This is a genomic window from Sphingobacterium hotanense (assembly GCF_008274825.1).
GTDB classification, from domain to species: domain Bacteria; phylum Bacteroidota; class Bacteroidia; order Sphingobacteriales; family Sphingobacteriaceae; genus Sphingobacterium; species Sphingobacterium hotanense.
The window spans coordinates 2,803,917-2,828,022 of record NZ_CP030848.1 but is presented as its reverse complement, the minus strand read 5'-3'; the positions used below and the strand labels follow the sequence as shown (position 1 = coordinate 2,828,022).

28 protein-coding genes are annotated in these 24,106 nt (G+C 40.8%); 11 read left to right on the top strand and 17 right to left on the bottom strand.

All coding sequences use genetic code 11. The features are described 5' to 3' along the window. Positions 1–330 precede the first annotated feature (330 nt). The 3 genes from DSM08_RS11900 to mqnC form a co-directional block, all read right to left on the bottom strand. Positions 331–513 (bottom strand): hypothetical protein, encoded by a 183-nt coding sequence (locus DSM08_RS11900; RefSeq protein ID WP_149526364.1) that lies wholly within the window; start codon positions 511–513, stop codon positions 331–333. 121 nt (positions 514–634) lie between these two features. Next, positions 635–1,195: an SMC-Scp complex subunit ScpB gene (gene scpB, locus DSM08_RS11895; protein WP_149526363.1), complete on the bottom strand. Its 561-nt coding sequence runs from the start codon at positions 1,193–1,195 to the stop codon at positions 635–637. A gap of 10 nt (positions 1,196–1,205) precedes the next feature. Continuing rightward, positions 1,206–2,330, bottom strand: a complete 1,125-nt coding sequence (gene mqnC, locus DSM08_RS11890; protein WP_149526362.1) for a cyclic dehypoxanthinyl futalosine synthase — start codon at positions 2,328–2,330, stop codon at positions 1,206–1,208. A 158-nt stretch (positions 2,331–2,488) separates the two neighbouring features. On the opposite strand from mqnC, the gene DSM08_RS11885 reads away from it, so the two are divergent. The 4 genes from DSM08_RS11885 (at position 2,489) to DSM08_RS11870 (ending at position 6,671) form a co-directional block, all read left to right on the top strand. Continuing rightward, on the top strand, positions 2,489–2,935 hold the full coding sequence (locus tag DSM08_RS11885) for an SRPBCC family protein (RefSeq protein WP_149526361.1): 447 nt from the start codon (positions 2,489–2,491) through the stop codon (positions 2,933–2,935). 137 nt (positions 2,936–3,072) lie between these two features. Continuing rightward, positions 3,073–4,326, top strand: coding sequence for a C4-dicarboxylate transporter DctA (gene dctA / locus DSM08_RS11880; protein ID WP_149526360.1), 1,254 nt, complete (start codon positions 3,073–3,075; stop codon positions 4,324–4,326). A 277-nt stretch (positions 4,327–4,603) separates the two neighbouring features. Further along, a complete protein-coding gene (locus DSM08_RS11875) occupies positions 4,604–4,987 on the top strand; it encodes a YkvA family protein (RefSeq protein ID WP_223110807.1) in 384 nt (127 codons plus the stop codon). A 547-nt stretch (positions 4,988–5,534) separates the two neighbouring features. After that, positions 5,535–6,671, top strand: a complete 1,137-nt coding sequence (locus DSM08_RS11870; RefSeq protein ID WP_149526358.1) for a serine hydrolase domain-containing protein — start codon at positions 5,535–5,537, stop codon at positions 6,669–6,671. Between the two features lie 3 nt (positions 6,672–6,674). On the opposite strand, the gene DSM08_RS11865 is transcribed toward DSM08_RS11870, so the two are convergent. From DSM08_RS11865 to DSM08_RS11800, 14 genes are all read right to left on the bottom strand, one after another. Then, a complete protein-coding gene (locus DSM08_RS11865; protein WP_149526357.1) occupies positions 6,675–7,112 on the bottom strand; it encodes a hypothetical protein in 438 nt (145 codons plus the stop codon). A 229-nt stretch (positions 7,113–7,341) separates the two neighbouring features. Next, on the bottom strand, positions 7,342–7,716 hold the full coding sequence (locus DSM08_RS11860; RefSeq protein WP_149526356.1) for a nuclear transport factor 2 family protein: 375 nt from the start codon (positions 7,714–7,716) through the stop codon (positions 7,342–7,344). Between the two features lie 4 nt (positions 7,717–7,720). Beyond that, positions 7,721–8,242 carry an SRPBCC family protein gene (locus DSM08_RS11855; protein WP_149526355.1) on the bottom strand — a complete coding sequence of 174 codons (522 nt, stop codon included), beginning with the start codon at positions 8,240–8,242 and terminating at the stop codon, positions 7,721–7,723. Positions 8,243–8,259: 17 nt separating this feature from the next. Beyond that, positions 8,260–8,802 carry a DUF1697 domain-containing protein gene (locus DSM08_RS11850; protein WP_149526354.1) on the bottom strand — a complete coding sequence of 181 codons (543 nt, stop codon included), beginning with the start codon at positions 8,800–8,802 and terminating at the stop codon, positions 8,260–8,262. 12 nt (positions 8,803–8,814) lie between these two features. Continuing rightward, entirely contained in the window at positions 8,815–9,822 is a 1,008-nt protein-coding gene (locus DSM08_RS11845) for an OmpA family protein (RefSeq protein ID WP_149526353.1), read from the bottom strand. A gap of 408 nt (positions 9,823–10,230) precedes the next feature. Continuing rightward, positions 10,231–11,061, bottom strand: a complete 831-nt coding sequence (locus tag DSM08_RS11840) for a VOC family protein (protein WP_149526352.1) — start codon at positions 11,059–11,061, stop codon at positions 10,231–10,233. Between the two features lie 115 nt (positions 11,062–11,176). Next, a complete protein-coding gene (locus DSM08_RS11835; RefSeq protein WP_149526351.1) occupies positions 11,177–11,551 on the bottom strand; it encodes a VOC family protein in 375 nt (124 codons plus the stop codon). Between the two features lie 74 nt (positions 11,552–11,625). After that, positions 11,626–12,072: a VOC family protein gene (locus DSM08_RS11830; RefSeq protein WP_149526350.1), complete on the bottom strand. Its 447-nt coding sequence runs from the start codon at positions 12,070–12,072 to the stop codon at positions 11,626–11,628. 50 nt (positions 12,073–12,122) lie between these two features. Continuing rightward, the gene (locus DSM08_RS11825) at positions 12,123–12,635 is read right to left on the bottom strand and encodes an SRPBCC family protein (protein ID WP_149526349.1); all 513 of its coding nucleotides are present in this window, start codon (positions 12,633–12,635) and stop codon (positions 12,123–12,125) included. A gap of 141 nt (positions 12,636–12,776) precedes the next feature. Continuing rightward, positions 12,777–13,190 (bottom strand): DUF6157 family protein, encoded by a 414-nt coding sequence (locus DSM08_RS11820; RefSeq protein ID WP_149526348.1) that lies wholly within the window; start codon positions 13,188–13,190, stop codon positions 12,777–12,779. A gap of 77 nt (positions 13,191–13,267) precedes the next feature. After that, positions 13,268–13,696 (bottom strand): DUF1801 domain-containing protein, encoded by a 429-nt coding sequence (locus tag DSM08_RS11815; RefSeq protein WP_149526347.1) that lies wholly within the window; start codon positions 13,694–13,696, stop codon positions 13,268–13,270. 1 nt (position 13,697) lies between these two features. After that, complete coding sequence (locus DSM08_RS11810) at positions 13,698–14,153, bottom strand: SRPBCC family protein (RefSeq protein ID WP_149526346.1); 456 nt, start codon at positions 14,151–14,153, stop codon at positions 13,698–13,700. Positions 14,154–14,156: 3 nt separating this feature from the next. Continuing rightward, positions 14,157–14,552, bottom strand: a complete 396-nt coding sequence (locus tag DSM08_RS11805; protein WP_149526345.1) for a VOC family protein — start codon at positions 14,550–14,552, stop codon at positions 14,157–14,159. A gap of 18 nt (positions 14,553–14,570) precedes the next feature. Beyond that, entirely contained in the window at positions 14,571–14,984 is a 414-nt protein-coding gene (locus DSM08_RS11800) for an SRPBCC family protein (RefSeq protein WP_149526344.1), read from the bottom strand. 259 nt (positions 14,985–15,243) lie between these two features. Here DSM08_RS11800 and DSM08_RS11795 point away from each other — a divergent pair, with 259 nt between their 5' ends. The 7 genes from DSM08_RS11795 to DSM08_RS11765 all read left to right on the top strand — a co-directional run bounded on the left by DSM08_RS11795 (position 15,244) and on the right by DSM08_RS11765 (position 24,050). Next, complete coding sequence (locus tag DSM08_RS11795; RefSeq protein WP_149526343.1) at positions 15,244–15,699, top strand: SRPBCC domain-containing protein; 456 nt, start codon at positions 15,244–15,246, stop codon at positions 15,697–15,699. A gap of 11 nt (positions 15,700–15,710) precedes the next feature. Beyond that, positions 15,711–16,649, top strand: coding sequence for a DUF1801 domain-containing protein (locus DSM08_RS11790; protein WP_223110806.1), 939 nt, complete (start codon positions 15,711–15,713; stop codon positions 16,647–16,649). Positions 16,650–17,354: 705 nt separating this feature from the next. After that, complete coding sequence (locus tag DSM08_RS11785) at positions 17,355–18,470, top strand: aldo/keto reductase (protein WP_149526342.1); 1,116 nt, start codon at positions 17,355–17,357, stop codon at positions 18,468–18,470. Positions 18,471–18,479: 9 nt separating this feature from the next. Further along, complete coding sequence (locus DSM08_RS11780) at positions 18,480–19,337, top strand: NAD(P)-dependent oxidoreductase (RefSeq protein ID WP_149526341.1); 858 nt, start codon at positions 18,480–18,482, stop codon at positions 19,335–19,337. Between the two features lie 25 nt (positions 19,338–19,362). Continuing rightward, positions 19,363–20,370, top strand: a complete 1,008-nt coding sequence (locus DSM08_RS11775; RefSeq protein ID WP_149526340.1) for an alpha/beta fold hydrolase — start codon at positions 19,363–19,365, stop codon at positions 20,368–20,370. A 31-nt stretch (positions 20,371–20,401) separates the two neighbouring features. Next, positions 20,402–21,142, top strand: coding sequence for a dienelactone hydrolase family protein (locus DSM08_RS11770; protein ID WP_149526339.1), 741 nt, complete (start codon positions 20,402–20,404; stop codon positions 21,140–21,142). 445 nt (positions 21,143–21,587) lie between these two features. Continuing rightward, the gene (locus DSM08_RS11765) at positions 21,588–24,050 is read left to right on the top strand and encodes a phosphocholine-specific phospholipase C (RefSeq protein WP_149526338.1); all 2,463 of its coding nucleotides are present in this window, start codon (positions 21,588–21,590) and stop codon (positions 24,048–24,050) included. Positions 24,051–24,106: the final 56 nt, after the last annotated feature.

The following is a 24,106-nucleotide window of genomic DNA, read 5'->3' as shown; positions in this document are numbered from 1 at the left end:
GACTATCTTCGCAACTTCCTTTCCTGGTTCAAAGACAACGCATCCTGACGATCCTCGCATCCTTCCTTTCCTGATACAAAGACAAGAGATACTGACTATCCTTGCATCCTTCCTTTCCTGGTTCAAAACTTCTCTAGTTTAATCGAAAGGTTGAAACAACCCTCCATTAAAAAAAACCACGCGTCTAACATCTAATATCTCACATCTAATATCTAACAAAAAAAGCCTGGAATCTCTTCCAAGCTTGCTCAATTTCTTTTATCCTTTATAAGGCCACACATAGCCCTCCCAACATGATGTATTGGTAAAAGTGATTCAGATTATTCTCGATTAAAAATCGTCGTCTTCATCGTCGTCGAAGTCATCGTATCCTCCGCCGATAGCGTCGATATCATCTAATTCGAAATCGTCTTCATCGCCATCGAAGTCATCAGAATCATCATCTGGACCGTTGAAGTTGAATACTCTTTCTTCAACCATTACATCATTTTCAATTACTTGCATTGTCGCCATTTTGTTAATTATGATATTGTACTTTGTATCTTTTGTATGGTAAAATTATAGAAGATAATTCAATTCAAAAATATTTTTTTGAAATTATTTCTTACTGTATAATCTTTAACATTTACAAATTTTATTCAACAATTTCACCAATGCTATTCTCCTCAGCCACAATGTCTTTCAGCTGCGGAAGCTCTTTTGTGCTTCGCAATCCAAAATGCTGCATGAACTCAAAGCTCGTGGCATATAAGAGCGGTTTTCCGATGGAATCAGCTTTGCCAACGATACTGATCATGCCCTTGTCTAAGAGGCGTTGAATCGTATAATCACAGTTGACCCCACGTATCTGTTCGACTTCTAATTTTGTAATCGGCTGACGGTAAGCGATGATGGCTAAGGTTTCAAGACCTGCCTGCGAAAGCTTCCTCTTCTCCTTATGCAACTGCAATTGATTGATCGATGGATGATAGACTGCTTTCGTTAAAAACTGATACTGCTCATTGATGATATGAAGTTCGAAAACCTGATCATTCGACGCATATTTTTGTTTTATCTTCTCAACAAACTCTTCAAGCTCTTCTTTCGTAATCTCTATTGCCAAAGCCTCTTGCAATACCAAGCGTAGGTCATGAAGATTGATGCCCTCTGTAGACGCAAAAATGATGGCCTCAATATTTAATAGAATATCTTTCAATGTGCGGCTATTAATAGTTAATCACTTGTTCTTCCATATCCACCGGCAGCTCGCGGTACTGATAAGTCTGCGTTCTTAGCTGTGGTTCAAAGCCTGCCTCTGCAATGGCATCCTGAATAGATTTCGATGTAAATCTATGCGGAGCACCAGCAGCAGAAACAACGTTTTCCTCGATCATGATCGAACCGAAGTCATTAGCGCCGGCATGAAGACATAGCTGTGCCGTTTGCTTTCCTACGGTCAACCAAGAAGCCTGTATATTCTTTACGTTAGGCAACATGATACGGCTCAAAGCAATCATGCGTACATATTCATCCGAAGTAACATTGTTGGTAATACCGCGAAGGCGCTTCAACAAAGTGCCATCATCTTGGAACGGCCATGGAATGAAGGCGATAAAGCCATAATGGTCTTCCGGTTTTTCATCCTGCACCTCTCTGATCCATACCAGATGCTCGAAGCGTTCTTCGATCGTCTCGATATGTCCAAACATCATGGTTGCAGATGTTGGAAGGTTGATCTTATGTGCTGCACGCATCACATCCAACCACTCCTGACCACCACATTTCCCTTTTGAAATCAAGCGGCGAACGCGGTCATTCAAGATTTCCGCACCGGCTCCCGGTAGAGAGTCTAATCCAGCTTCTTTCATTGCCGTCAGCACGTCGATATGGCTCATATTTTCCAGTTTAGAAACGTGAGCAATCTCTGGCGGACCTAAGGAGTGAAGTTTTAATGTAGGATATAGCTCTTTCAGCTTTTTAAATAAGTCGGTGTAAAACGCCAAACCTAAATCAGGATGGTGCCCACCTTGTAGCAACAACTGATCGCCACCATATTTAAAAGTCTCTTCAATTTTTTGCTTATAGGTTTCTATATCCGTGATATAGCTCTCATCGTGTCCCGGTCTACGGAAGAAATTACAGAATTTGCAGTTCGCAATACAAACATTGGTGGTGTTTACATTACGATCGATCTGCCAAGTCACTTTGCCGGAAGGAACTTGAATCTTTCGAAGTTCATTCGCAACGTAAGCTAAATCGGTCGTAGGCGCATGATGATAAAGAAAAACCCCTTCTTCTTTCGAGAGGAATTCAAAATTCAATGCGCGTTCAAGTAAGCTGTTTACATTCATCACTAACAAAGATACGGAGTTTTTTACAAATCGGAAGGCTCTAGCAGCCGAAGGAAAGACGAAGATTGTATGACGATTTTTTTACAGGACTTTAACCTTCGCTTAATAAATTGTTGGATACTATTGCTTATATTTAAGACAACACAAAGGAGGATCCTATGCGCCAGCAAACTATTCACATTGAACGAACTTATCCCATCGCCCTAACTGATTTATGGCAAGCTATCACTAATAAAGACAATATGAAGGAATGGTTCTTTGAGATTCCCAATTTCACGATGGAGATCGGTGGGGAATTTGAATTCTACCGACATAATAAGCGCGAAGATTCTCTTCATCATTGCCAGGTCTTAGATGTGATACCCAATGAGCTTTTTAAGTTTACCTGGCGCCATCCAAAACAAAGCAAAGGCACCTCTATCATTACTTGGCGATTAATTCCGCGCGGAGGGGCAACGACCCTGCACCTGACCCACGAGGGCCTCGAGAACTTCCACGACGCCGGAGAGCAGTTCAGTCAAGTACGCTTTGAAAACGGTTGGAATTATCTACTTGGCGAATCACTCAACAAATATGTCGATAAACTAACAGTCTCCAACCAATAACTCAAGCGCTTACCTACGAAATCGTGTCTCTTCCAGAAATTATTTGCAAATTAGTTTGCAATACTCTTTCTTTTTTCCTTTAAATTTAGACTTTTGTAGATTCTAAACCTTAATTGATTAAGCCACAAAAGCTATTTATGAAGAAGATCTTTTCGAGCTTGTACGTCCAAGTCATTCTCGCTATTATCATTGGTATCCTTATCGGTATTTTTTATCCGGATTTCGCAGTCAAGATGAAACCTCTAGGCGACGGTTTTATCAAACTTATCAAAATGGTCATCGCACCGCTGATTTTTGCCTCCATTGTAATTGGCATCGCCGGTATGAAAGACGTAAAGAAAGTAGGGAAGATCGGTCTTACAGCCATTATCTATTTCGAGATTATGACCACCATAGCATTATTGATTGGCTTAGTCTTCGTCAATTGGATTCAACCTGGTACTGGTATGAACGTCAATCCGGCAGAACTAGACCCCACAGCGATTTCCGAATACGTGTCAAAATCGCAGGAGCATAAAACGACCATGGATTTTATCATCAGCATTATTCCGGATAATGTCGTAGCGGCTGTAGCGTCGGATAATTTGCTTCAAGTACTTCTGTTTGCGGTGTTGTTTGGGGTAGGGCTAACTAAGATAGGCGAGAAGGCTTCGGAGCCTGTATTAAATGTCTTAGACTCCTTCTTAAAAGGTCTATTTGCAGTTATCAAAATCATCATGTATCTAGCACCAATTGGTGCTATGGGTGCGATGGGCTTTACCATTGGCAAGTACGGTGTCGAAGCCTTGTCCTCGCTGGGGTTGCTGATGATTAGCTTTTACTTAACCTGTATCATTTTTATCATTTTCATTATCGGTGCTGTGCTGCACTTTTACGTAGGAGTCAATATTTTCAAGTTTCTTAAATATATCAAAGAAGAGATCCTGATTGTATTAGGTACTTCTTCATCCGAATCAGCGCTTCCAGGCATCATGAAAAAGCTGGAAGATGCCGGTTGCTCAAAGCCTATTGTTGGGCTCGTTATTCCCACCGGATACTCCTTTAATCTGGATGGAACCTGTATTTATCTAACGATGGCAGCCGTATTTATATCGCAGGCCTTAAATATGCATTTGAGTTTAGAGCAGGAAATTACGCTGCTATTGGTGCTTTTGTTAACATCTAAGGGTGCCGCAGGCGTTACAGGGAGTGGTTTCGTAACATTAGCTGCGACATTGCCTGTGGTAGGTCATATACCGGTCGAGGCGGTCGGCATTGTGCTAGGAATAGATCGATTTATGAGTGAGGCACGTGCGATTACCAACCTTATCGGCAACGGAGCAGCAACGTTAGTTGTCGCGAAATATGAAAAGGGCCTCGATAAAGAGTTATTACAAGAAAAACTAGGCTAACCGCCTATTCACTGAAGCGTAAAGAAAATCAAGGGGTTATACTTTCGTACAACCCCTTTTTATAAAGTTATTTCTTTTTTTTGTTAGCATCTCTGCTATCTTAAAAATAACCTTATTTGTACTATTATAACGCCGTAGTTTTTCCGATATTGTGTAGACGTTAAATTATTTTTAAAAAACTGTTAAATAACGCTATTTCAATCCTCTTAATAATTTTTATCCCTATTAAACCGTTTATTAGAAACACTGTCTTATTGATAAAATGACGAAAGAACAAATGAAGAAAAACTATTTTAACAGAGCACTTCTGTTATTCAATACCTTTAAAAATCGTAAACTGACTAAAGAAGAGATCGATTTGGCCGAGGATAAAGCTCAGAACCTAGGGGAGAAGAGCAGTGATTTTGGTCTTTTACTATCGATGATCAAAGATACCTTTGCCGGTCGATATAAAATGAATAAGTGGAATATGTCGGTCATCGTGGCGACGATTATCTATGTTGTATCTCCTCTGGATGCCGTACCAGATTTGATTCCGGTATTAGGGTGGTTGGATGATGCATCGATTGTAGGTTTTGCGATTTCAAAGTTAGCGGATGAAATACTGCGCTACAAAAAGTTTAAACGGATGAAACCGGTCGATTTACCGGTTACAGAATAGGCGATGTGGGAAATGAAGTAAGGGAGCTGTCTGAAAAGACAGCTCTTTTTTTTTTGAGCCAAGAATGGAAGGGGGCTTAGGATCCTTTGTCTTTGAACCAGGAAAGGAAGGATCCTTTGTCTTTGAACCAGGAAAGGAAGGATTTAAGGATTGTCAGGATCAGCTATGGCGATGAATGAAGAGGTTGACATCGTACGTTTAAGGAGACGTTTAGTGAAACGTCTCTACGCGGTTCGTCATGGTTACCTCGTATATATTTCAAAACAAAATTCCTTTCCTAAACCAACGGATCAAACATCAAAAATAAAGGCGCCTAATCGGCGCCACACTCTTATATCTAAAATCTAATGTCTCAAATCTAATTCTTATACTAGCTACTAGTCAAAACCCTTTTAAACCCAATGTAAACCCAATACATAGCCCAATCAAATCCGTTCCGCAAGGGCTATGATTGGGCTATGAAAAGGCTTTGATTAAAATATGGAAGGATTAATTCTGCTTTTAGTCTACATCTTTTTATTTTCAGATAATTTACTTAGCATTGTTTATGCTTAAACTCAGGAACTCACTTATAGTCTGTATTTTCAGTTTTGTATTCTTCGCGCATGCGCAAGATCAAACTGCTAAATTAGATTCGCTCATTGCGAGCTACTATCCTAATTCAGATGATCCGGGTATTGTTTTGTTAATCAGTGATGTAGGTAAAGGAGCGATTTACGCCAATGCGCAGGGTGTTGCCAAGTTAGAGGACAGCAGTTCGTTAAGTTTAACGAGCAATTTTCGGATGGCTTCGGTGAGTAAGCAGTTTACGGCATACGCCATTTATCAGCTATTTAAGGAAGGGAAGATGAAACTTACAGACCCGATTGGTAAATTTCTTCCAAGTCTCAAAGGTGCGGCAGCGACAATTAAGATTTCTGAGCTTTTGAACCATACATCAGGAATCAAGGATTACGAGAATATTATCCCAGAGCAGCAAAAAGAACAGTTGTCGGATGCTGATGTACTGCAATTGATTAGTCCGTATACAGATGCATTTACCGAAGACAATAGACGTTTTAAGTATAGTAATACCGCTTATTGCTTATTGAGTTTGATTGTGGAGCGCGTGAGCGGACAGGTCTATACTGACTATATGAAAACGCATATCTTCGATCCATTAGGGATGGTGCATACACAGATATTTGAGCAAGAAGCCAGAATTGCAAATCGAGCATTCGGCTATACGCTGCGCGACAAGAACTTTGTCTTCGCAGATCAGAGTATCACAAGTGCGACAAAAGGGGATGGCGGTGTGTATTGTTCGGCCGTAGATTATCAAATATGGGCTACCCATGTGATGCAGTTGGCGATGTCGAACACGGATTATGGAAAGGATTTATTGCGACAAGAGACTGCATCAAACGTTTCTAAGGACGTCGATTACAGTTTGGGATGGTTTGTCATAGACAATAATGCAGGTCGAACCTGCTTATTACATTCTGGAGAAAGCACCGGCTTTCACAATATCGTGTTATTGATACCGGAGGAAGGAAAATCGATAAGCCTGTTTACGAATCGAGATGATATGCAGGTCAGTTCCTTTTTTGATCAGGTTTTGAAAGTTCTGGATATTCAATTAAAAGGAATGAATGGTAAGGAGGTATTCCGTTGGCTCAGTGATGCTTACGCTGATAAGCATTAAGCCTTAATCGAACTCCTTAACGTTGGCAATCTTAAAGTTTTCCTGATCCTTCACTAAGGTGATTTCGCGATGATAGTCGGTATTATATTGGCAGTCGGAGATCAGCACTTTGTACGTTGCTTCCTGTTCATTTCCCTTCATATAGTCGCATGTCGAAAGGGTAATACTTCCCCAATCTTGTCCTGATATCAGAAATCCTGCGCCAATGCCAGCATATTTTGTGTCGAACTTACTGCCCCATTTCTTTTCGAATTCGGCTGCTGTCAAACTTCCATCAACGATTAGATCGACATTGGTCGCGTTGCTCTTATATTCGTAATATTCAGGCGTGGTAATAGCTTCCATATTTTCCCTGCCGTCGTTCGTGAAATTCTTTTCTACGTTGGTTTTTAGCCAGGCGCAACCCTCATTTTTCCAAGAAGTTGAAGCAGTATCCTGCATGTGCAATGCTATCTGTTTGTTTATCAGAATTCATTTTGCTATTCGATTGGCAGGCAATGAATAGGAGTGACGCCGGAAGTAAGATCAGTAACCTCATATAGATAGAATTTATAAGCTAAAATAGCGATTTGCTATAGATTGTTTTCTTTTTATGTTTTTCTTATTGTGTTTGTCTTCAAAGGCCATCAAAAACTTTCATTTATCTTGTTGTCTTTTGGAAAGATTAAAGTTATTTTAATGGTATAGCGAAACTAGTGAACTTTTTAAGGATGCTGCTTCCAGCGGATGTGAATTCATAGGTGTCGTTGAAAGCGATTGTTTCCTTTCCATAGCTAAGGGTTCCCATCGCAGATGCAAATTTCCCGTGGGTTATGATTACTTGCAATTCGATTGCGGTGGCCTTTTGATAATTAAGAGTTCCTAAATATGCGATGATTGCATCCCTGCCAACAATTTCTTTGTCGCCAACCATATTCCAAACGGCATCTTGGTGAACATATTCAGCTATTGCTTCTAAATCGGCATGTGCAAATGCCAAGTTGAAATCTCTTATAATACGTCGCTTAGGCGCATTATCGCAATCTTTAGGAACTGTAATTTTCATGAGTCTATTGTTTTTCTAAAATTTCTTTCAAATTGGTCAATCCAGTTTTAAAGTCATCATTCATATCAAAGAATAAGGTCATGACGTTCCAAGGATAAGGCATTGATCCATCAATAACCCAGGAAATTTTGCTTTGATCCTGTCCTGCTTCCTCGACAAGCATATACGATTTGTTGGCATCATCTGAGCCGTTAAAGAACAAATCCATGGCTACCTTTTTCCCGTCCTCGATATGGGTTATGACTTGTTTTCCATCACCAACCTTTTTGCTTTCCCATGTGTAGATAAACCCGACGGTTCCGTCATTGCCTTCATAAGCTTGTGTGATATTCGGATCTTTTCGGGACCAAGCGTCAAATTTGTGCTGATTCTTAATGTACTTTACATAATCAAACACTTCTTGGCGCGGTTTGTTGATGACGATTTCACTTCCAGCGTGAAAATCTTTCGGTAGGATAAGGCCGAGTAGTAGGACCAGCGCTACAATTCCTAGGATGATAAATAGGAAATACTTTAAAAATTTCATAATTAATTGTTTTGGTTTTAGTTTTTGGAGGCGGCCAGAAGGTCTAGCATCTTCTTTACGGTATTTACATTGCGTCCGGTCGCATTTATTTTTAGCTTCTTTTCAAAAAAGTTATTGCTCAGTTTCGCATTCGCTGCACCATCTGGCAGATAGAAATATACAACTTGATCATCGCAATGAAATTCTTCGGGAAGGTATTTTAGCACATTGATTTCGTCGCGAAGTGATTTTTCGATAGGATCTGAGAGAAATGTTATAAATACTTGATTTCCGGGAAGGTCAGTTGCGAAGGGGCTACTTTTTAGCGCATTTTTTAGCTGTTCTTCGGTTAAGACAAAGGTAGTAACATCATGGTTGAACTGCTTTTTGATTAAGCTAGCAACTTCTTTTTCCGTCGCTGCAGCGCTTAAAGAACTGTTCAGAATGATGTTACCACTCTGTATATAGGTTTGTACGTTTGTAAACGAAGCATTCGCCAAGACATCCTTCAATTCGGCCATTTTGATCAAGTTTTTCCCCGACACGTTGACCGCACGAAGAAAGATGACGAATGTGTTCATGTTACGTACGTTTTATTGTTTGACAAGCTCGACACGTCTGTTTTTTGCTTTGTTCTCGTCCGAGTCGTTTGCTACCAACGGACGTTCAGCACCATATCCAACCGCTTTCAACCGAGTTTTATCGATTCCGGCTTTCTCTAACGCCGACACGACAGACTTAGCTCTATCTTCAGAAAGCTTTTTGTTGTGCGCCGCATCACCTGTATTATCGGTGTGCCCCTCAATCGTTAATTTCAGATCTGCTTCTGATTTGAGCACTTTCGCTATTTCGTCAACAACTTCAATGCCGTCGGCTTTTAAGCTTGCCTTATCTGTGTCGAAATTAATATACAAGATCGATTTACCTTTAGCAGCGATATCCTTAGCAATTGATTCGGAACTGATCTTTTGAATGGTTTGTACCAATGGCTTTTCCTGTAAGATCTGGATAGTCGTAGCGTCTGCTGATTTGTCCTCTAATTGAATGTAAATATCTCCTTCTGCACGACGAATGATGTACGATTTAATGGGGTTGTTATAGACATCCATTGATCCGTCTTCACCCTTGTATTTGGCTTTTTCGTCGTAATGCTTTATTTGATCTGCAGAAAGCTTTCCCTCAAATAGTTTCACTCCTCCGGCTTTTAATATCGCGTCCTCATAGCTTTTGTTGAGGTAATGGTTTGTGATTTCCACTGTGGAGTTCTTTAGTGGATGTATGAATGAACGGTACACTTTCCCTTCCTTGGATTGTAAAGTGCCGTCAGGCATAGCGATCAGCAGGGCATCGAAGGCTTTTGCTTTCGGGTTGTTGATATACTCACTCCCTTCAGGAGCAGTAAAGAACGGAAAATCCCCAATATCGGCAGTTGATATTTGTATGTTAGTTATATCTAAGCTTTGGGTATTCGCAGTAGTATCAATGATGGTGTCCTGAATAACGATGGTCGTATCGCGATCATTCGTGTTTTCCTGACCTGAATTATTGCATGATGAAACCAATAGTGCGATGGCTAAGCTGGATAGCAAGTGTCTTTTCATAGTTTCAATTAGTGCTGTTATTGTATAAATATAGCAAAAATTGGAGAAATTGTTCTTTGCTACTGATTTGAGAGAAAATGCTCGATAGTTGTTTTCTTATTTAGGAAGAAAGCGAATCCCAGAAACACTAATGCTGTTGGCTTAAAGTATATGACGGGTTCAGATTTTGGTTCATATCGTCATTGCTACTTTCAATCCTAACTCAAGCAGCGAATTCAAAGGTTCGGTTTATACCTACGGAATTAGTGGTTCACAGCCTCTAAATATCGAAAAGGAAGCAACCTATAAAGTTGTCGATCTTAAATGTGGTTATCTTCCATATTAGTCCAAATAATTATAATTACTTATAAAATTAGAAAGCCCATCAAGCAATACCGCTTGATGGGCTTTATTTTAACATTGATATCTTTAATTAGCATTCACTAACTCATCGATTACAATCTTCTTCATCTTCATCAATGCCGCACCTGCACTCGGGTTAGCTTCCAAAAGTTTGCTGATGTTTTCCGGTACGATCTGCCATGATACTCCAAAAGGATCTTTACACCAACCGCATTGGCTTTCTTTCCCGTCCTTCGTAAAGGCGTTCCAGTAGTAATCGATCTCTTCCTGATCCTTGCAGGTAATAGTGATTGAAACAGCCTCATTGAACGTGAAATCTTGCGGGTATCCACTATCCATCGCAGCAAGCGTCAACCCGTTGGCAATAAATTGAGCGTGCATAATCTGCCCTTTTACCTCGCCATCCGGATAGGGGCGAGCACCCTGTTGTTCGAAGTTTTTGAAGACATTTTTATAAAATGCTAACGCCTCAGCACATTTTCCTTGCTGCTCTCCACAGAACATCAAAGTTGGAATTACCGCCTGCCCATTCACATCTTCCAATTTACCCAGATATAACTGCCAGCCAATGCCGTATTTATCGGTTATCCAGCCGTAATACTCACTCCATGGATAAGAATCAAGCGCCATCAATACAGTGCCCCCTTCGCTAAGACGTCCCCAAATCCGATCAATAGTCTCACGATCCTGTAGAACATGCATAAAGGAAATTGCATTGTTGGGTTTAAAATGGGGTCCACCGTTAATTCCGATGAAGTCGATTCCCATAATGGCGCCTTCAACAACAATGGGGCTATTCTTGTAAACAGTACTATTTGGGAAAACTTCTGCGTAATATTCAAAAGCTTCCAACGCGTTATTGTCAAACCAAAGTGAAGGTATTAGCTGATTTTTCATGATCGCACTTTTAATTTTTCTATAAAATTGATTAAGTAGTATGATTTCTTGGAGAACCACGAGGTTTATTGTTTTATTGCTATTTTTCCAATAGGTAGGGAGGAAGTAATCGCTCTCAGGCTTTTTGTCTCAACAAAATAATGTTGCCTACAGGGTCTTTAATCCAATGTGCATTCGGGGGTAATTGTTCTAGACTATCATCTTTCTCCACATTATTGGCTGAAAGATATTCCATCGCTGCCTGAATTGAATCTGTCTCCATCTCAAACCAAAGATCTGTTTGCGAAAGATTCTCAATGCCATCGATCCAAAGGATCATATCGTTAATTTTCACCTTGCAGGTTTTGGCAACCTGAGGATGGTTAAGTTCGACCTCCTCCACATCTAAAAGCAATATATCCCGGTAAAAATGTACCGTTTCATGATACTTCGCTAAAGACACTTTCATCGCCATATTCTTCCCCGGTTGAAACTGTGGCTGCTGCATCATTTTGTAGATTTAATAAGATTGAAAAATGCGATATCAATCTAAACGATATCGCACTTTTTATGATTTAATAGGTATTAGCCCATTTTCTTATTCCCTTCGAAATGGATCATCCAGTAAATACCGAATTTATCCTCGAAAGAAGAAAATTGCTCTGCAAAGAATGTCTCACCCAATTCCATCTCCATTACTTTAGCGTCTTTGGATAGCGCCTGATGTAGGGTTCTTGCTTCCTCAGCATCTTTTGCATCAAGCATAATATAAGTCGCATTCCCATTGTTAAGTTTCATTCCAAAACCTTCAACTACATCAGATCCCATCAACATCGTCGTGTCGTTCAAAGCTAATGAAGTATGCATTACTTTTCCTTTTGCGCTTTCCGGAAGTTCTGGCGAACCTGGCTCCGAAGGCATATCGTCATAAAAATACGTTCCTGTAACAGGAGAACTGAATACCTGCGAATAGAAATCAAACGCTTCTTTGCAGGTACCATCAAAATTTAAATAAGCATGAATCTTTGCCATAATCTTTCTTGTTAAGTGTTGTTAATATGTTTTAATTGATGTTTTTGTTGTTAAGTAGCGATATCTGGGTTCTCATCCAACCAGTCGATTAAATTTTGTTGTCCCATTTCATACCCTTCTTTGAAGCCCATATCTAGTATAGCGTGCAGGTCTTCGGAGCTTTTAAACGTAATAACGTTGGTTACTTCGGTTTGATCTCCCATGGAGGTAAACTTCGTTTCCCAGGTCGATGTAGGGTGTTCATTACTGATATTTCCATTCTCATCAGAGAACGCATCTAATACTTTGTAGCTAATCTGTGGAGTAATCTGCTGATATTCGGCGACTGACCACATTTTGTCGCCTTCTGGCCCTACCATGGCATAAAGCCATTTGCCGCCTTCTTCAAACTCCTGCGACTTAGTTTCCGATTTCCATGGCTTAGGGGCCCACCATTGATCGAGTATTTTTGCATCAGTAAATGCGCGCCAAACAGTCTCTAATTTCGCAGGGTAGGTTCGCTTGATAAGCAAAGTGTTGTTAGCCTGATCAATATGGAACTGATAATCTTTTGAATTTTCCATAACATTTTAGTTTACGTGATTTTGAATGCTTTTATTTCAGATTTTCTGATGCTCTCCAAGCATTCATTATCGATGTATAATCAATTAACAGAACTAAGTTAGAGAGGAAATATTCAAATCAACTTGGCCTATGACAAGTTTTTACTTTTTCGTACTTCGCATGGCTGGTATCTTCTTAATTGACTCATCGTCAAGTAGTTTTTGGTATTCATCACCTATCGAATCAATAAGTTCCATTTTTCCTTCTTCATTAAAATAGATGCCCCAACCATAGGTTTTTGCCAATGGGCTCGTGCGTAAGCATGCTTGACCTTTGGAGAAAAAAGCATCCCGTTCTTTCTCACGTTCCGCAGCTACGATATCCTTCCGAATGGCATGCGTATTAAAAATTACCTCATCCGAATCCAAGGCTAAGGGCTCAGCATTGATCATCTGAAAATGATAGTTCGCTACGGTAAGTTTGTCTGGATTTTCCTTAGGAATAGTACCTTGATCGACTTTACAGTCCTCCGCTACGGTAATCAGACTGTTGTAGTAGTTCGTGCTATGCATCATGCTTGGAATAAGTTTATTGTTGATACTCAAATTTAGGAGTGGCTCATGACAACCATATGTCAACAGGAAAACCAGATTTAACTTTTTACTCGCTGGTATTTTTCACTGGTAAACTGAATGGAATCTTTCATCAGGTCTTCTAAAACCTCCACGTCTATATCGCTCAGCTTTTTAACGTAAATACAGGCCTTACCCATCTTGTATTTTCCGAAAGATTTCAATAGCTCATCTTGACGTTTGCCACCAGTATAGACATACAAAGAAATGGCTGCTTTTCTAGGAGAAAAGCCTAACAATGGAGCATCTCCCTCATGCCCAGAATCATACTTATAATGATATTGACCAAAGCCAACGATCGTAGGCCCGAACATTTTGGCTTTCTCTCCGGTGGCTTTTTCCATTAGCGAAATCAGCGCATAGCTGTCTTTTCTCTTCTGTTCATTGTCAACACTTTCGATGAAAGATGCTACATCCTCGTCGGTAAAACTTGTTTTTAGGGTTTCCATACTAGCTTCGTTCGCAGATGTCTTTTAAAACTTTCATTGCATTTGGCCACATCGCGGCAAACATTTCCTCATATTCGTCATTGTCCACTTCCAGGGAACATAAAACTTCGGTTTGATTGCCTACGGCTTTAAAACGATAGATTTCTAACGAGTTTTTCCAAGGGTCCACATGTTCACCCTCATAAAGTTCTCCCTGATCTGATAGAATTCCGATATGCCGAATGATTACAATCTCACCCGGTATATTTGTTTCCACGCGAGCAATCATCCCCATATCCTTTTTATCCTCATCCGTTGATACAAAAAATATCTTCGATCCTGAACTCCAATCCCCCTGAAAAGTGGAGGTCGGTGAGAAGGGCTTTGTCCACTCCTCATAGCTCTTCTTAGAGAGCATTAGATTGTGCACCTTACTTGGCGATGCATCAATCGTTTCTTTGAAATATAATGTCTTCATGGTTTATTGCATTCTGCCGATGCCAAAAACGGCACCTGCGGGGTCTTCAACGATAATAAAATTGTACTTGCCGTCTTTTCCTTTATTCGAATGGATTAATTTGCCTCCTAATGACAACACTTTTTCCAGTCGTTCGTCGACATCTGGCGCATAGATATACATAATCCATTGCGAAGGGATAGCACTATTTACGCCTCGCTTATAACAAATTCCTCCTGCTACTTCATTTTCTTCTCGAAGCATCGCATAGTCATGGTATTCGCCGTTCTCATCTTGCATTTTTATCGGATGTTCCTTCCATCCAGCAACTTCTTTATAGAACTCTTTGAGGCTATCTGCATGTTCAGACGTATAGTCCGCCCAAACAATTTGTCCCAGTTTGTATTCATTGTCTTTCATCGAAGTGTCTTTAATAAACTACTTTTCTACGTGATTTTTAAAACTATCCAGGATAGCTTGCCAGCCTTCTCTTTGCATTTCTTCAGGGTTCATATTCTCAGCGTCGAAATCAACACTGATAAGTGTATTATCGCCCTGCTCTGTAAACTTAAGGTCTGCGGTTCGCTCATCCGCCATCACATAGGAGATAGAATTTAAGGGCGTTACTTCGGTATAAGTTCCTTCAAAATCAAATTCGAAGCTGCCATCTTTCGCAGCCATTTTATTCTTGAATTTACCACCAACTCTTAAATCGTTTTCCGAAGATGGACAATGCCAATCCGGCGACGCCTGGTTCCACTGTTTAATGTCGTCAGGATTATTATATGCATCCCAAACTTGTTGAATAGGGGCATTGACCAAGGTTTCGATATGAATCTTTTTGCTGCTCATAATTTTTAGTTTTTGTTTATACGAAGTTATCGCTCTCTGCACGATATCCGCTTGCCCTATGACAAGAATATCATTTGCCGTTATCGAGCTTTCATCTTTTTAGTTAGTGCTGCGAATTGCTCTTGCTAAATTGCAAAAAAGCAGGGCAGCTTGTATTACCTAAACGAATATTTTTAGATAATGATTTTGTTAATCATAAATTATTTCTTCATTTGTGTAGGAATACGCATGTCATAAAAAAGCCTAATAATATTACTTTATGGAAAACGCACTAACAGCAAAAGCCTCTATACAAATTCAAAAGCCTGCACACGAAGTCTTTGAAGCAATTGTAAAACCAGAGGGTATGAGTAAATATTTTATTGAAAGTTCGACCGGACCATTAGAAAATGGTAAGACAGTGACCTGGAAATTTCCAGAGTTTGAAGATACCTTTCCGGTAACAGCGAAGCATATCGAAAAGGATAGATATATATCCTTTGATTGGAGTGGCGGTGCGGAAGGTATGTTAGTAGAAATGCATCTTCAATCATTACCCGACGGGTCGACTGTTGTTCGCGTTGTAGAGGGTTCGATGAATAACGATGAAGAAGGAATTAAGCAGGCAATCGGACAATCAGAAGGTTGGGCGAATTTCCTAGCCTGTTTAAAGGCGAGTTTAGAATACGGAATAAACCTTCGTAAAGGTGCTTTCGACTTTATGCGCCCAGAATAATCCGATATCTTATGAGCAAGTCAATTTCAACTATCGAAGAGTATATACAATCAGTAGATGCCGATAAGCAGCCGCTGCTGAATGAATTACGACAGCTAATTTTGAAGCATGCACCTGAAGGGACTACCGAAACGATAAACTACGGTATGCCTACCTTTCGTTATAATGGAAATTTAATCCATTTTGCGCTATTCAAAAACCACTTAGGACTCTACCCAGGCACAGAAGCTATCGAAGAATTTTCTCCATTACTATCCGGCTATAAGACCTCCAAAGGAGCTGTTCAACTGCCTCTAGATAAGCCATTACCCAATGATTTAATCAAAGCGATGGTTGATTTCAATGCCGAAAAGTTGAAAGATAAAAAAGTACCTAATTGGCAAAAGAACAACGAGCGTTGGGGAGAATGTATTGAATTGATGCATCAATTGATCGTGAAGACTACGGAACCTTTGACAAAAGAATTCAAATGGGGAACCGATATCTACACGTTCCAAAAGAAAAATCTGATTGGTTGGGGCGCCTTTAAGGACTTCTTCTCTCTTTGGTTCTACAATGGAGTATTCTTGGAAGACAAGGAGAAGGTACTGATCAATGCCTCTGAAGGTAAAACCAAGGCGCTCCGACAGTGGCGATTTACCGATGTGAAGGATATGGATGAGAAAAAAATCCTCGCTTATATCAACGAATCCATACAAACCATCAAAGATGGAAAAGAGATCAAGGCAGAGAAAAGCGCTCCAAAAGCAATTGAAGGTCTATTAAAAGAAGCTTTGGAAAGCGATTCTACCTTTGATCTGGCGTTCAAAAAGCTAACACCCGGCAAACAAAAGGAATACATCGAACATATCGATGAAGCCAAGCAAGAGAAAACCAAACTTGCTCGATTAGAAAAAATAAAACCCCTCATATTAGACGGAAAAGGCCTACACGACAAGTACAAAAAGTAGAGAGACTGACTGGGCTTTGAATTAGGAAGGGGAAGGTGATAATTTTGTCTTGAACCAGGAAAGGAAGGATGCAAGGATAGGCAGGATCATTTTGAACAGGATAGGAAAGGGTTAAGGATCGACGTGTTGTCTTTGAACCAGGAAAGGAAGGATTTAAGGATTGGCGGGATCTTCCGCTATGGGTCTAAGTACTAAATACTTACTACTAACTACTATTTCTGAACCAGGAAAGGAAGGATTTAAGGATTGGCAGGATCGGGTATATCTTCGTCAGTAGCGCGACTGACCTTCTTTTGCTTAAAGCCCTTTCATAACCCTTTCACTCCCCTTTAATAACCGTATCAAAGCCGCTTCCGATGGGCTATGATTTGGTTATGAAAGGGATGTAATTATTCTAATAGTAAAAGTTGTTCTAGATCCCACTCGAGGCAGAAATTAGATAAAAGATAAGAGACATAAGGTGTTTAACGTGGTTGTCTTGAACCAGGAAAAAAAGGATTTTAGGAGAAACAGGATCCTGCACATCCTTGTATCCTTCCTTTCCTGGTTCAGAATAGTATTTAGTAGTAAGTATTTAGTAGTTAGACCGATGGTGTGAGATCCTGCCGATCCTTGTATCCTTCCTTTCCTGGTTCAACACACTATTCAATAGCGCCAACAAAAAATGTTTCAAACTGTTGTTTATATAGACAGTTCAAGATTTTTATGCAAAGAAGAACATTTATTCAACAGGGTAGTTTGCTAGCGATGTCGTTGGCGACTATAGGCAGAGCGAGTGCCTTTGCTGATATCTATGAACAAAATCAACATAATCAAAAAGAAAATTTCATGGGAAAATTCAGACCGAAAGATAAGATTGGAATGGGCGGTGTCGCTATTGGCAATGGGTTTCAGGAGAATCCAGATATTGAATGTTTGGAAAGTATGAGCGCAGCATGGGATGCTGGTGTTCGCTATTTCGATACATCACCTTGGTATGGTTTGGGAATCAGCGAGCGCAGGATGGGTATGTTCTTAAAAGACAAGCCTAAGGAAGACTATATTGTTTCGACTAAGATAGGGCGGATATTAAAACCCCACGATAACTTTAAACAAGAAGGGTTGATGTGGAATGGCCGTATGAATTTTGATTATACCTACGATTATTCGTCAGAAGGCACCCGTAAAAGTGTTGAGGATAGCCTGCAGAGATTAGGCCTTCCTACCATCGATATCGTATTTATCCATGACTTATCTCCCGACAATGCGGATATGGGTGATGATTGGGTTAAATATTATGACATCGCGAAGGAGGGAGCAATGAAAGAATTGACCAAAATGCGAGAGGAGGGGCTGATAAAAGCTTGGGGATTTGGCGTTAATACCATTGAGCCCATACTTCGAGCCATCGACGATTCGGACCCTGATATTTTTCTCTCGGCATGCCAATATTCTTTGATCCATCATATCGACGATCTGGATAAGGTTTTTCCGAAGGTAGCCGAACGAAATATGTCCATTGTCGTTGGAGCTCCTTTGTGTGCAGGATTTTTAGCAGGGAAAAACCGCTACCTCTATGGCAAAGAGATTCCGGAGTTTGCTGCTAAAAAATTAGAACGATTGAAAACCGTTGCTCAACGCCATGAGGTAGATCTATTGGCGGCTTCGCTGCAATTTTCCGCAGCTCCGGATGTGGTTTCTGCGGTAATCCCTGGAGCACATACAGTAGAGCAAGTTCAGGAGAATGTAGCTGCTTTTAAGAAGGAGATCCCTAAAGCATTCTGGGATGACCTGAAAAAAGAAAATCTTATTGCTGCGCATGCTCCGGTTCCAAAAGCGTAACTTAGGATTATGAACCAAACAGAACGAATCGGATTTATTGGATTAGGAAACATGGGCCATCCCATGGCTAAGAACCTTGAAAATGCAGGGTTCCCATTATCAGTTTATAACAGGAGCCCAGAGAAGGCAGCCGACTTTGCTGCAAAATCGCAGGTATGCACAGATATCTCGCGACTCGTTTCAGAAAGCGATATTATTTTCACGATGCTGAGCAATGATGATGCGGTGCATGCGGTTTATGAAACGGTATTACAACTGCCTATTGAAGGGAAGCTTTTTGTCGATATGAGTACCATCTCTCAGGAATGCTCGACGGAGGTTGCGAAATTGCTTGCTGGCAGCGGAGCAGGCTTTGTTGATGCGCCGGTAGCGGGCAGTACTCAACCGGCGAAAGATGGAACATTGATATTTATGGTGGGGAGTGCCAACGGATATCTATTGAAGGTGAAACCATACCTAGACGTCATGGGCAGAGAAACGCTCCACCTAGGCGATAATGGGAAAGGTATTGCAGCTAAGCTTTGCATCAACTATTATCTATCGATTTTGTATCAGGGTATGGCAGAAACCGTGCTTTTTGCAGAGAAGATGGGAATTGCAGCGGACGACATGATGCGAATAATAAATGAAAGTGCGAGTGGGAGTGGTGCCAGTCGAGTAAAAACACCATTGCTGGTAAACAATGAATTTCCGGCGGCATTCGCCTTAGACTTTATGTTGAAGGACGTGAAATTAGCGGTCAATGCGGGCGCAGACTATCCGATGACCGATACCCTAATGAAAACATATCAAGGAGCGCATGATAAAGGTTTTGGGGAACAGGATGTCATGGCGGTAATCGAGTATTTGCGGAAACAGAATAATTAAGGAAAAGATCTAAAGCTAATAAAGCATGCGATATATAGGCTATTGTTTGACATTAATATGCTGCCTGAACTTCACGTGGCTTGCTGCTCAAGAGCATCGAAAGGTATTGGATATCCGATTGAGCACCTATGAATATCCCTATCCGGTTAAAGAGTTGTTGATCTCTTCGCAACAGCAGGAACTCCCAATGGCTTACATGGATGTGCCGCCAGAGGGAAACTCCAAAGGTAAAATTGTAGTACTTCTACACGGGAAAAACTTTAATGCTGCTTACTGGAAGACAACGATTAAAGCTTTGACCGAGGATGGATACCGCGTAATTGCTCCCGATCAAATCGGTTTCGGAAAGTCTGCAAAGCCTGAACGTTATCAATTTACTTTTCAACAGCTCGCAGAAAATACGAAGGCCTTGCTGGATCATCTTAAAATAGAAAAAGTATCCCTTTTAGGACATTCGATGGGTGGAATGCTGGCTACTCGATTCGCGTTAATGTATCCTGATTTGGTGGAAAAGCTCATCTTGGAAAACCCAATCGGCCTAGAAGATTGGAAACTTTATGCACCATATACGTCAATTGACAAGCATTATGCGGCAGAACTTAAGGTGACTTATGAAACTGTTAAAGATTATCAGCTAGGTTTTTACTACGATAATAAATGGAAAGAGAGCTACGATGAATGGGTTTACTTATTGACGGGCTGGGTAAAGCATCCCGACTATCCTCGCGTTGCCTATAATAATGCACAAACGGCTGATATGATCTTTACACAACCTGTTGTTTATGAATTTGATCGGTTAGAGGTTCCAACTTTATTGATCATCGGGACGCGAGATAGAACTGCTATTGGGAAAAACTTAGTTAAAGATGAAAAAATAAAAGCTTCCCTAGGGCAATATCAAATCTTAGGCAAAATGACACAATCGAAAATAAAAGGATCCGTACTTGTGGAATTGAAAAATGTAGGGCACTTACCGCACATCGAAGTCTTCGATCGGTTTATTGAGCCGTTAAAAATGTTTCTAAAAAAGTAGTAATGAATTAAATACGCTAAAAACAGTATATATGAAGTACGCAACGATATTATGTTTATTCGGCATGCTAAGCAGCATGGGCGGAAATGCGCAGGAACTGAAATCCGTGGATTACAAAGATGGCGAACAGAAGCTGAAGGGGATGGTTACTTCCAACGCAGGCAGTACGAAACCTGGAGTACTGATCCTACCCGCTTGGAAGGGCATCGACCAGGAAGCGAAGACAGCGGCGCTTGACTTGGAAAAGCAGGGCTATATAGCCTTTATTGCCGATATATATGGAGTAGGGAATACACCTGCGGACAATCAGGCGGCGTCGGGTTTATCATCAAAGTACAAAAATGATTTTAAGCTTTACCAAAGTCGCATTCAAGCAGCACTGACGGAAATGAAGAAGCAAGGAGCCGACAAGGTAGCCGTTATTGGTTATTGTTTTGGTGGTACGGGTGCATTGGAAGCTGCACGAGGGGGACTGCCGGTAGAAGGCGTGGTCTGCATACATGGTGGGCTAGCGAAAGCCGCGGATCGACCTAATGAAGCGATAAAGGCCAAAGTACTTGTAGAACATCCTGCAGATGATGCAAGTGTTAAAAAAGAGGACATTGAACAGCTCGTAAATGAAATGAACGAGGGGAAAGCAGATTGGCAAATCATTACTTACGCCAATTCAAAGCATACCTTCACAAATCCAGAGTCTCCAGATTATAACGAGATTATGGCAAAAAGAGCGTGGAACCATACCCTGTTATTTTTGCAGGAGTTGTTAAAGTAATCATTTCAATAAAATTATCTTCCTTTTGGTTTAAGCTCCTTCTTTATCAAGATATACCAAAAGGAAGTTCCTAACCAACTGTAAAATAACAACCAGTCGCAGGTTAGCTCAAGATTATACTTCTTTGAAATAATAAGACAGAAGATGAAGAAAAGCCAAAATAATACACAAAGGAATAGGAATATCTTCATAATATATTGATTTGTAGTGTAATACGGTAAGTTAATTTAAAGGTAAATAATAAATCATAAAAGTGAAAATTATATTTAAATAATTTTCATTCTCTTTTTGTTTTAATCTATTGTAAACCAATTTACATTTGTCACTTTAAATTGTGATGTAATTCATGTTAATTCTTTGTATAGTCATTAGTGCTTCATGAAATAATCTCTATATTGTTCAAAAATTAATCTATTGTTTGAAATCTTCCTAAAAGCAGTACCTCATGGATACTAGAAGAGACTTTTTAAGAAAAGCTTCCTTATTAGCTGGCGCAACAGCTGCGACACAGTTTATGCCTGATTCTATTCAACGCGCTTTGGCGATTGATGCGCCTGCGGGTTCAACATATCTAGATGCCGAGCACGTCGTTTTCTTGATGCAAGAAAACCGTTCTTTCGACCATAGCTACGGAACACTAAAGGGTGTTCGTGGATTTAACGATCCACGAACTATTACCAATCAGGGTTTACCGATATGGCTTCAAAAAAATGCACAGGGAAAATATTACACGCCGTTTCATTTGGACATCGAAAAGACCAAATCTACATGGATGGGTTCCCTTCCGCATGGTTGGCGCGATATGGTCTACGCTCGAAACAATGGGAAGATGAATACCTGGTTGGAGGCAAAAAAGGCGGGTAATCCGAATTATCAGCATATGCCATTGACCTTGGGGTATTACAATCGTCAGGATTTGCCGTTTTACTATGCTTTTGCGGATGCATTTACGGTTTGCGATCAGCATTTCTGTTCTTCTTTGACCGGTACTAGCGCTAATCGCTCGTATTTTTGGTCTGGCACAGTACGCGAGGAGCCTCGCAATCCAGAGTCAACGGCACATGTGGACAACGGACAAATCAACTATCGCGATGTATCTTGGAAGACGTATCCTGAACGCTTGCAAGAGGCTGGGATCGATTGGCGTGTTTATCAGAATGAGCTTAGTGTCCCTGTAGGATTTGAGGGCGAAGAGGAAGATTGGCTAGCCAATTTTACAGACAATAACTTGGAATTCCATAAGCAATACCAGGTGAAGTTCCATCCGGCATATTATGAGTATATAAAGAAAGAGATTCCTAAAATCGAACATCAACTGATGACGAGCCGCTTTGCGAGCGAGGAGGCTTACAAAAAAGTGGTGAATCGATTAGAAGGCTATAAAAGAGATGTAGAGCGCTATTCTCCAGCCAATTTTGCAAAGTTGAGTAAACAGGAACAGGAGATTCATAAGCGCGCTTTCACCACGAATACGAGCGATCCAGACTATCATAGCTTAGCAGATATTACGTATTCGGACAGTGGAACGGAAAGGACTGTGAAAGTCCCTAAAGGAGATCTATTCTATCAATTCCGCAAAGACGTGGAAGAGAACAAACTACCTACGGTCTCCTGGCTCGTGGCACCATGTCGTTTTTCGGATCATCCGGGCTCGCCATGGTTTGGCGCGTGGTATGTTTCTGAGACCTTGGATATCTTGACTAAAAATCCTGAGGTATGGAAAAAAACAATATTCATCTTGACGTATGATGAAAATGATGGTTATTTCGACCATATACCACCATTTGTTCCTGCCTTACATACACGACCGGAAACGGGTGCTGTGCCTAAAGGAATGGAAACGGCAGATGAATTCGTCACGAATGAACAAGAGAAGAAAAGATCAGGGAATAACGAAAGTACACTTGATTCACCAATCGGATTAGGTTTCCGAGTGCCCTTAGTGATTGCTTCTCCATGGAGCAAAGGCGGTTGGGTGAATTCTGAAGTATGCGACCATACCTCGACTTTACAATTCTTAGAACATTTTATTCAGAAGAAGACCGGTAAGAAGGTTTTGGAATCGAATATCAGCGCGTGGCGACGCTTGGTCTGTGGCGATTTGACTTCAGTCTTCCGCAAACCGGAAGATTCGAAGCGTCCTACCATCGATTTTGTCGATCGCGATGCGGAAGTTAGCCGAATCTATAAGGCACAGGCGAAGGGCTTGCCGGAAGATTTCGATGTACTGGACAGCCTAGAAGACGCGAAAGCCATTTCCTTCAAAAAGGGAAATAATGGTTTGCAGTTAGCTGAACCTGGAACCAAACAGGCTTGTGCTATTCCGTACGACATAGATGTGAACTTCGCTGTGGATAAGGCTAATCAAATATTTACACTAATCTTTCAAGTGGCTGGTCAGTTGCCTGCGCATAAGGTTGTTGGTGTTCCATTTTTTGCGAAATCGGCAGTGCCTTTTGGGGAGCGATCCGAACTTGATCGAGTATTCAATTTTGCGGTCAAACCGAATGAGTCGATTCATTATAAGTGGTCTTTTGATAAGTTTGTGGGTGATAAAATTGATATAGAAGTCTATGGGCCAAACGGCTTTTATCGCCGTTTCGCATTTAGCAAAAAGAATATACCTTCTGCAGTGACTGTAATTGCTGCGGATCATATGCGCGGACTGCAATTAAAGACTAGCCCCTCAGCTATAGGTTTGTCTATTGAACATATTGCGTATGGACATGCTTCGAGACAAGTTACCAAAGGAAAAACTTCAGGGCATACTTGGAATCTTGCACGTTCTTCCGGCTGGTATCACATGGAAGTGACGAGCAAAGAGGATGGACAGCTTTTATTGATCTATGCTGGCCACCAGGAAAATGGAAAGCCAAGCATGACCGATCCGGTTATGGGAGCTAAATAAGTATAGGATTTAACGAACAAATAAATAAACAGAGCCCTCTAATCAAAAGGGCTCTG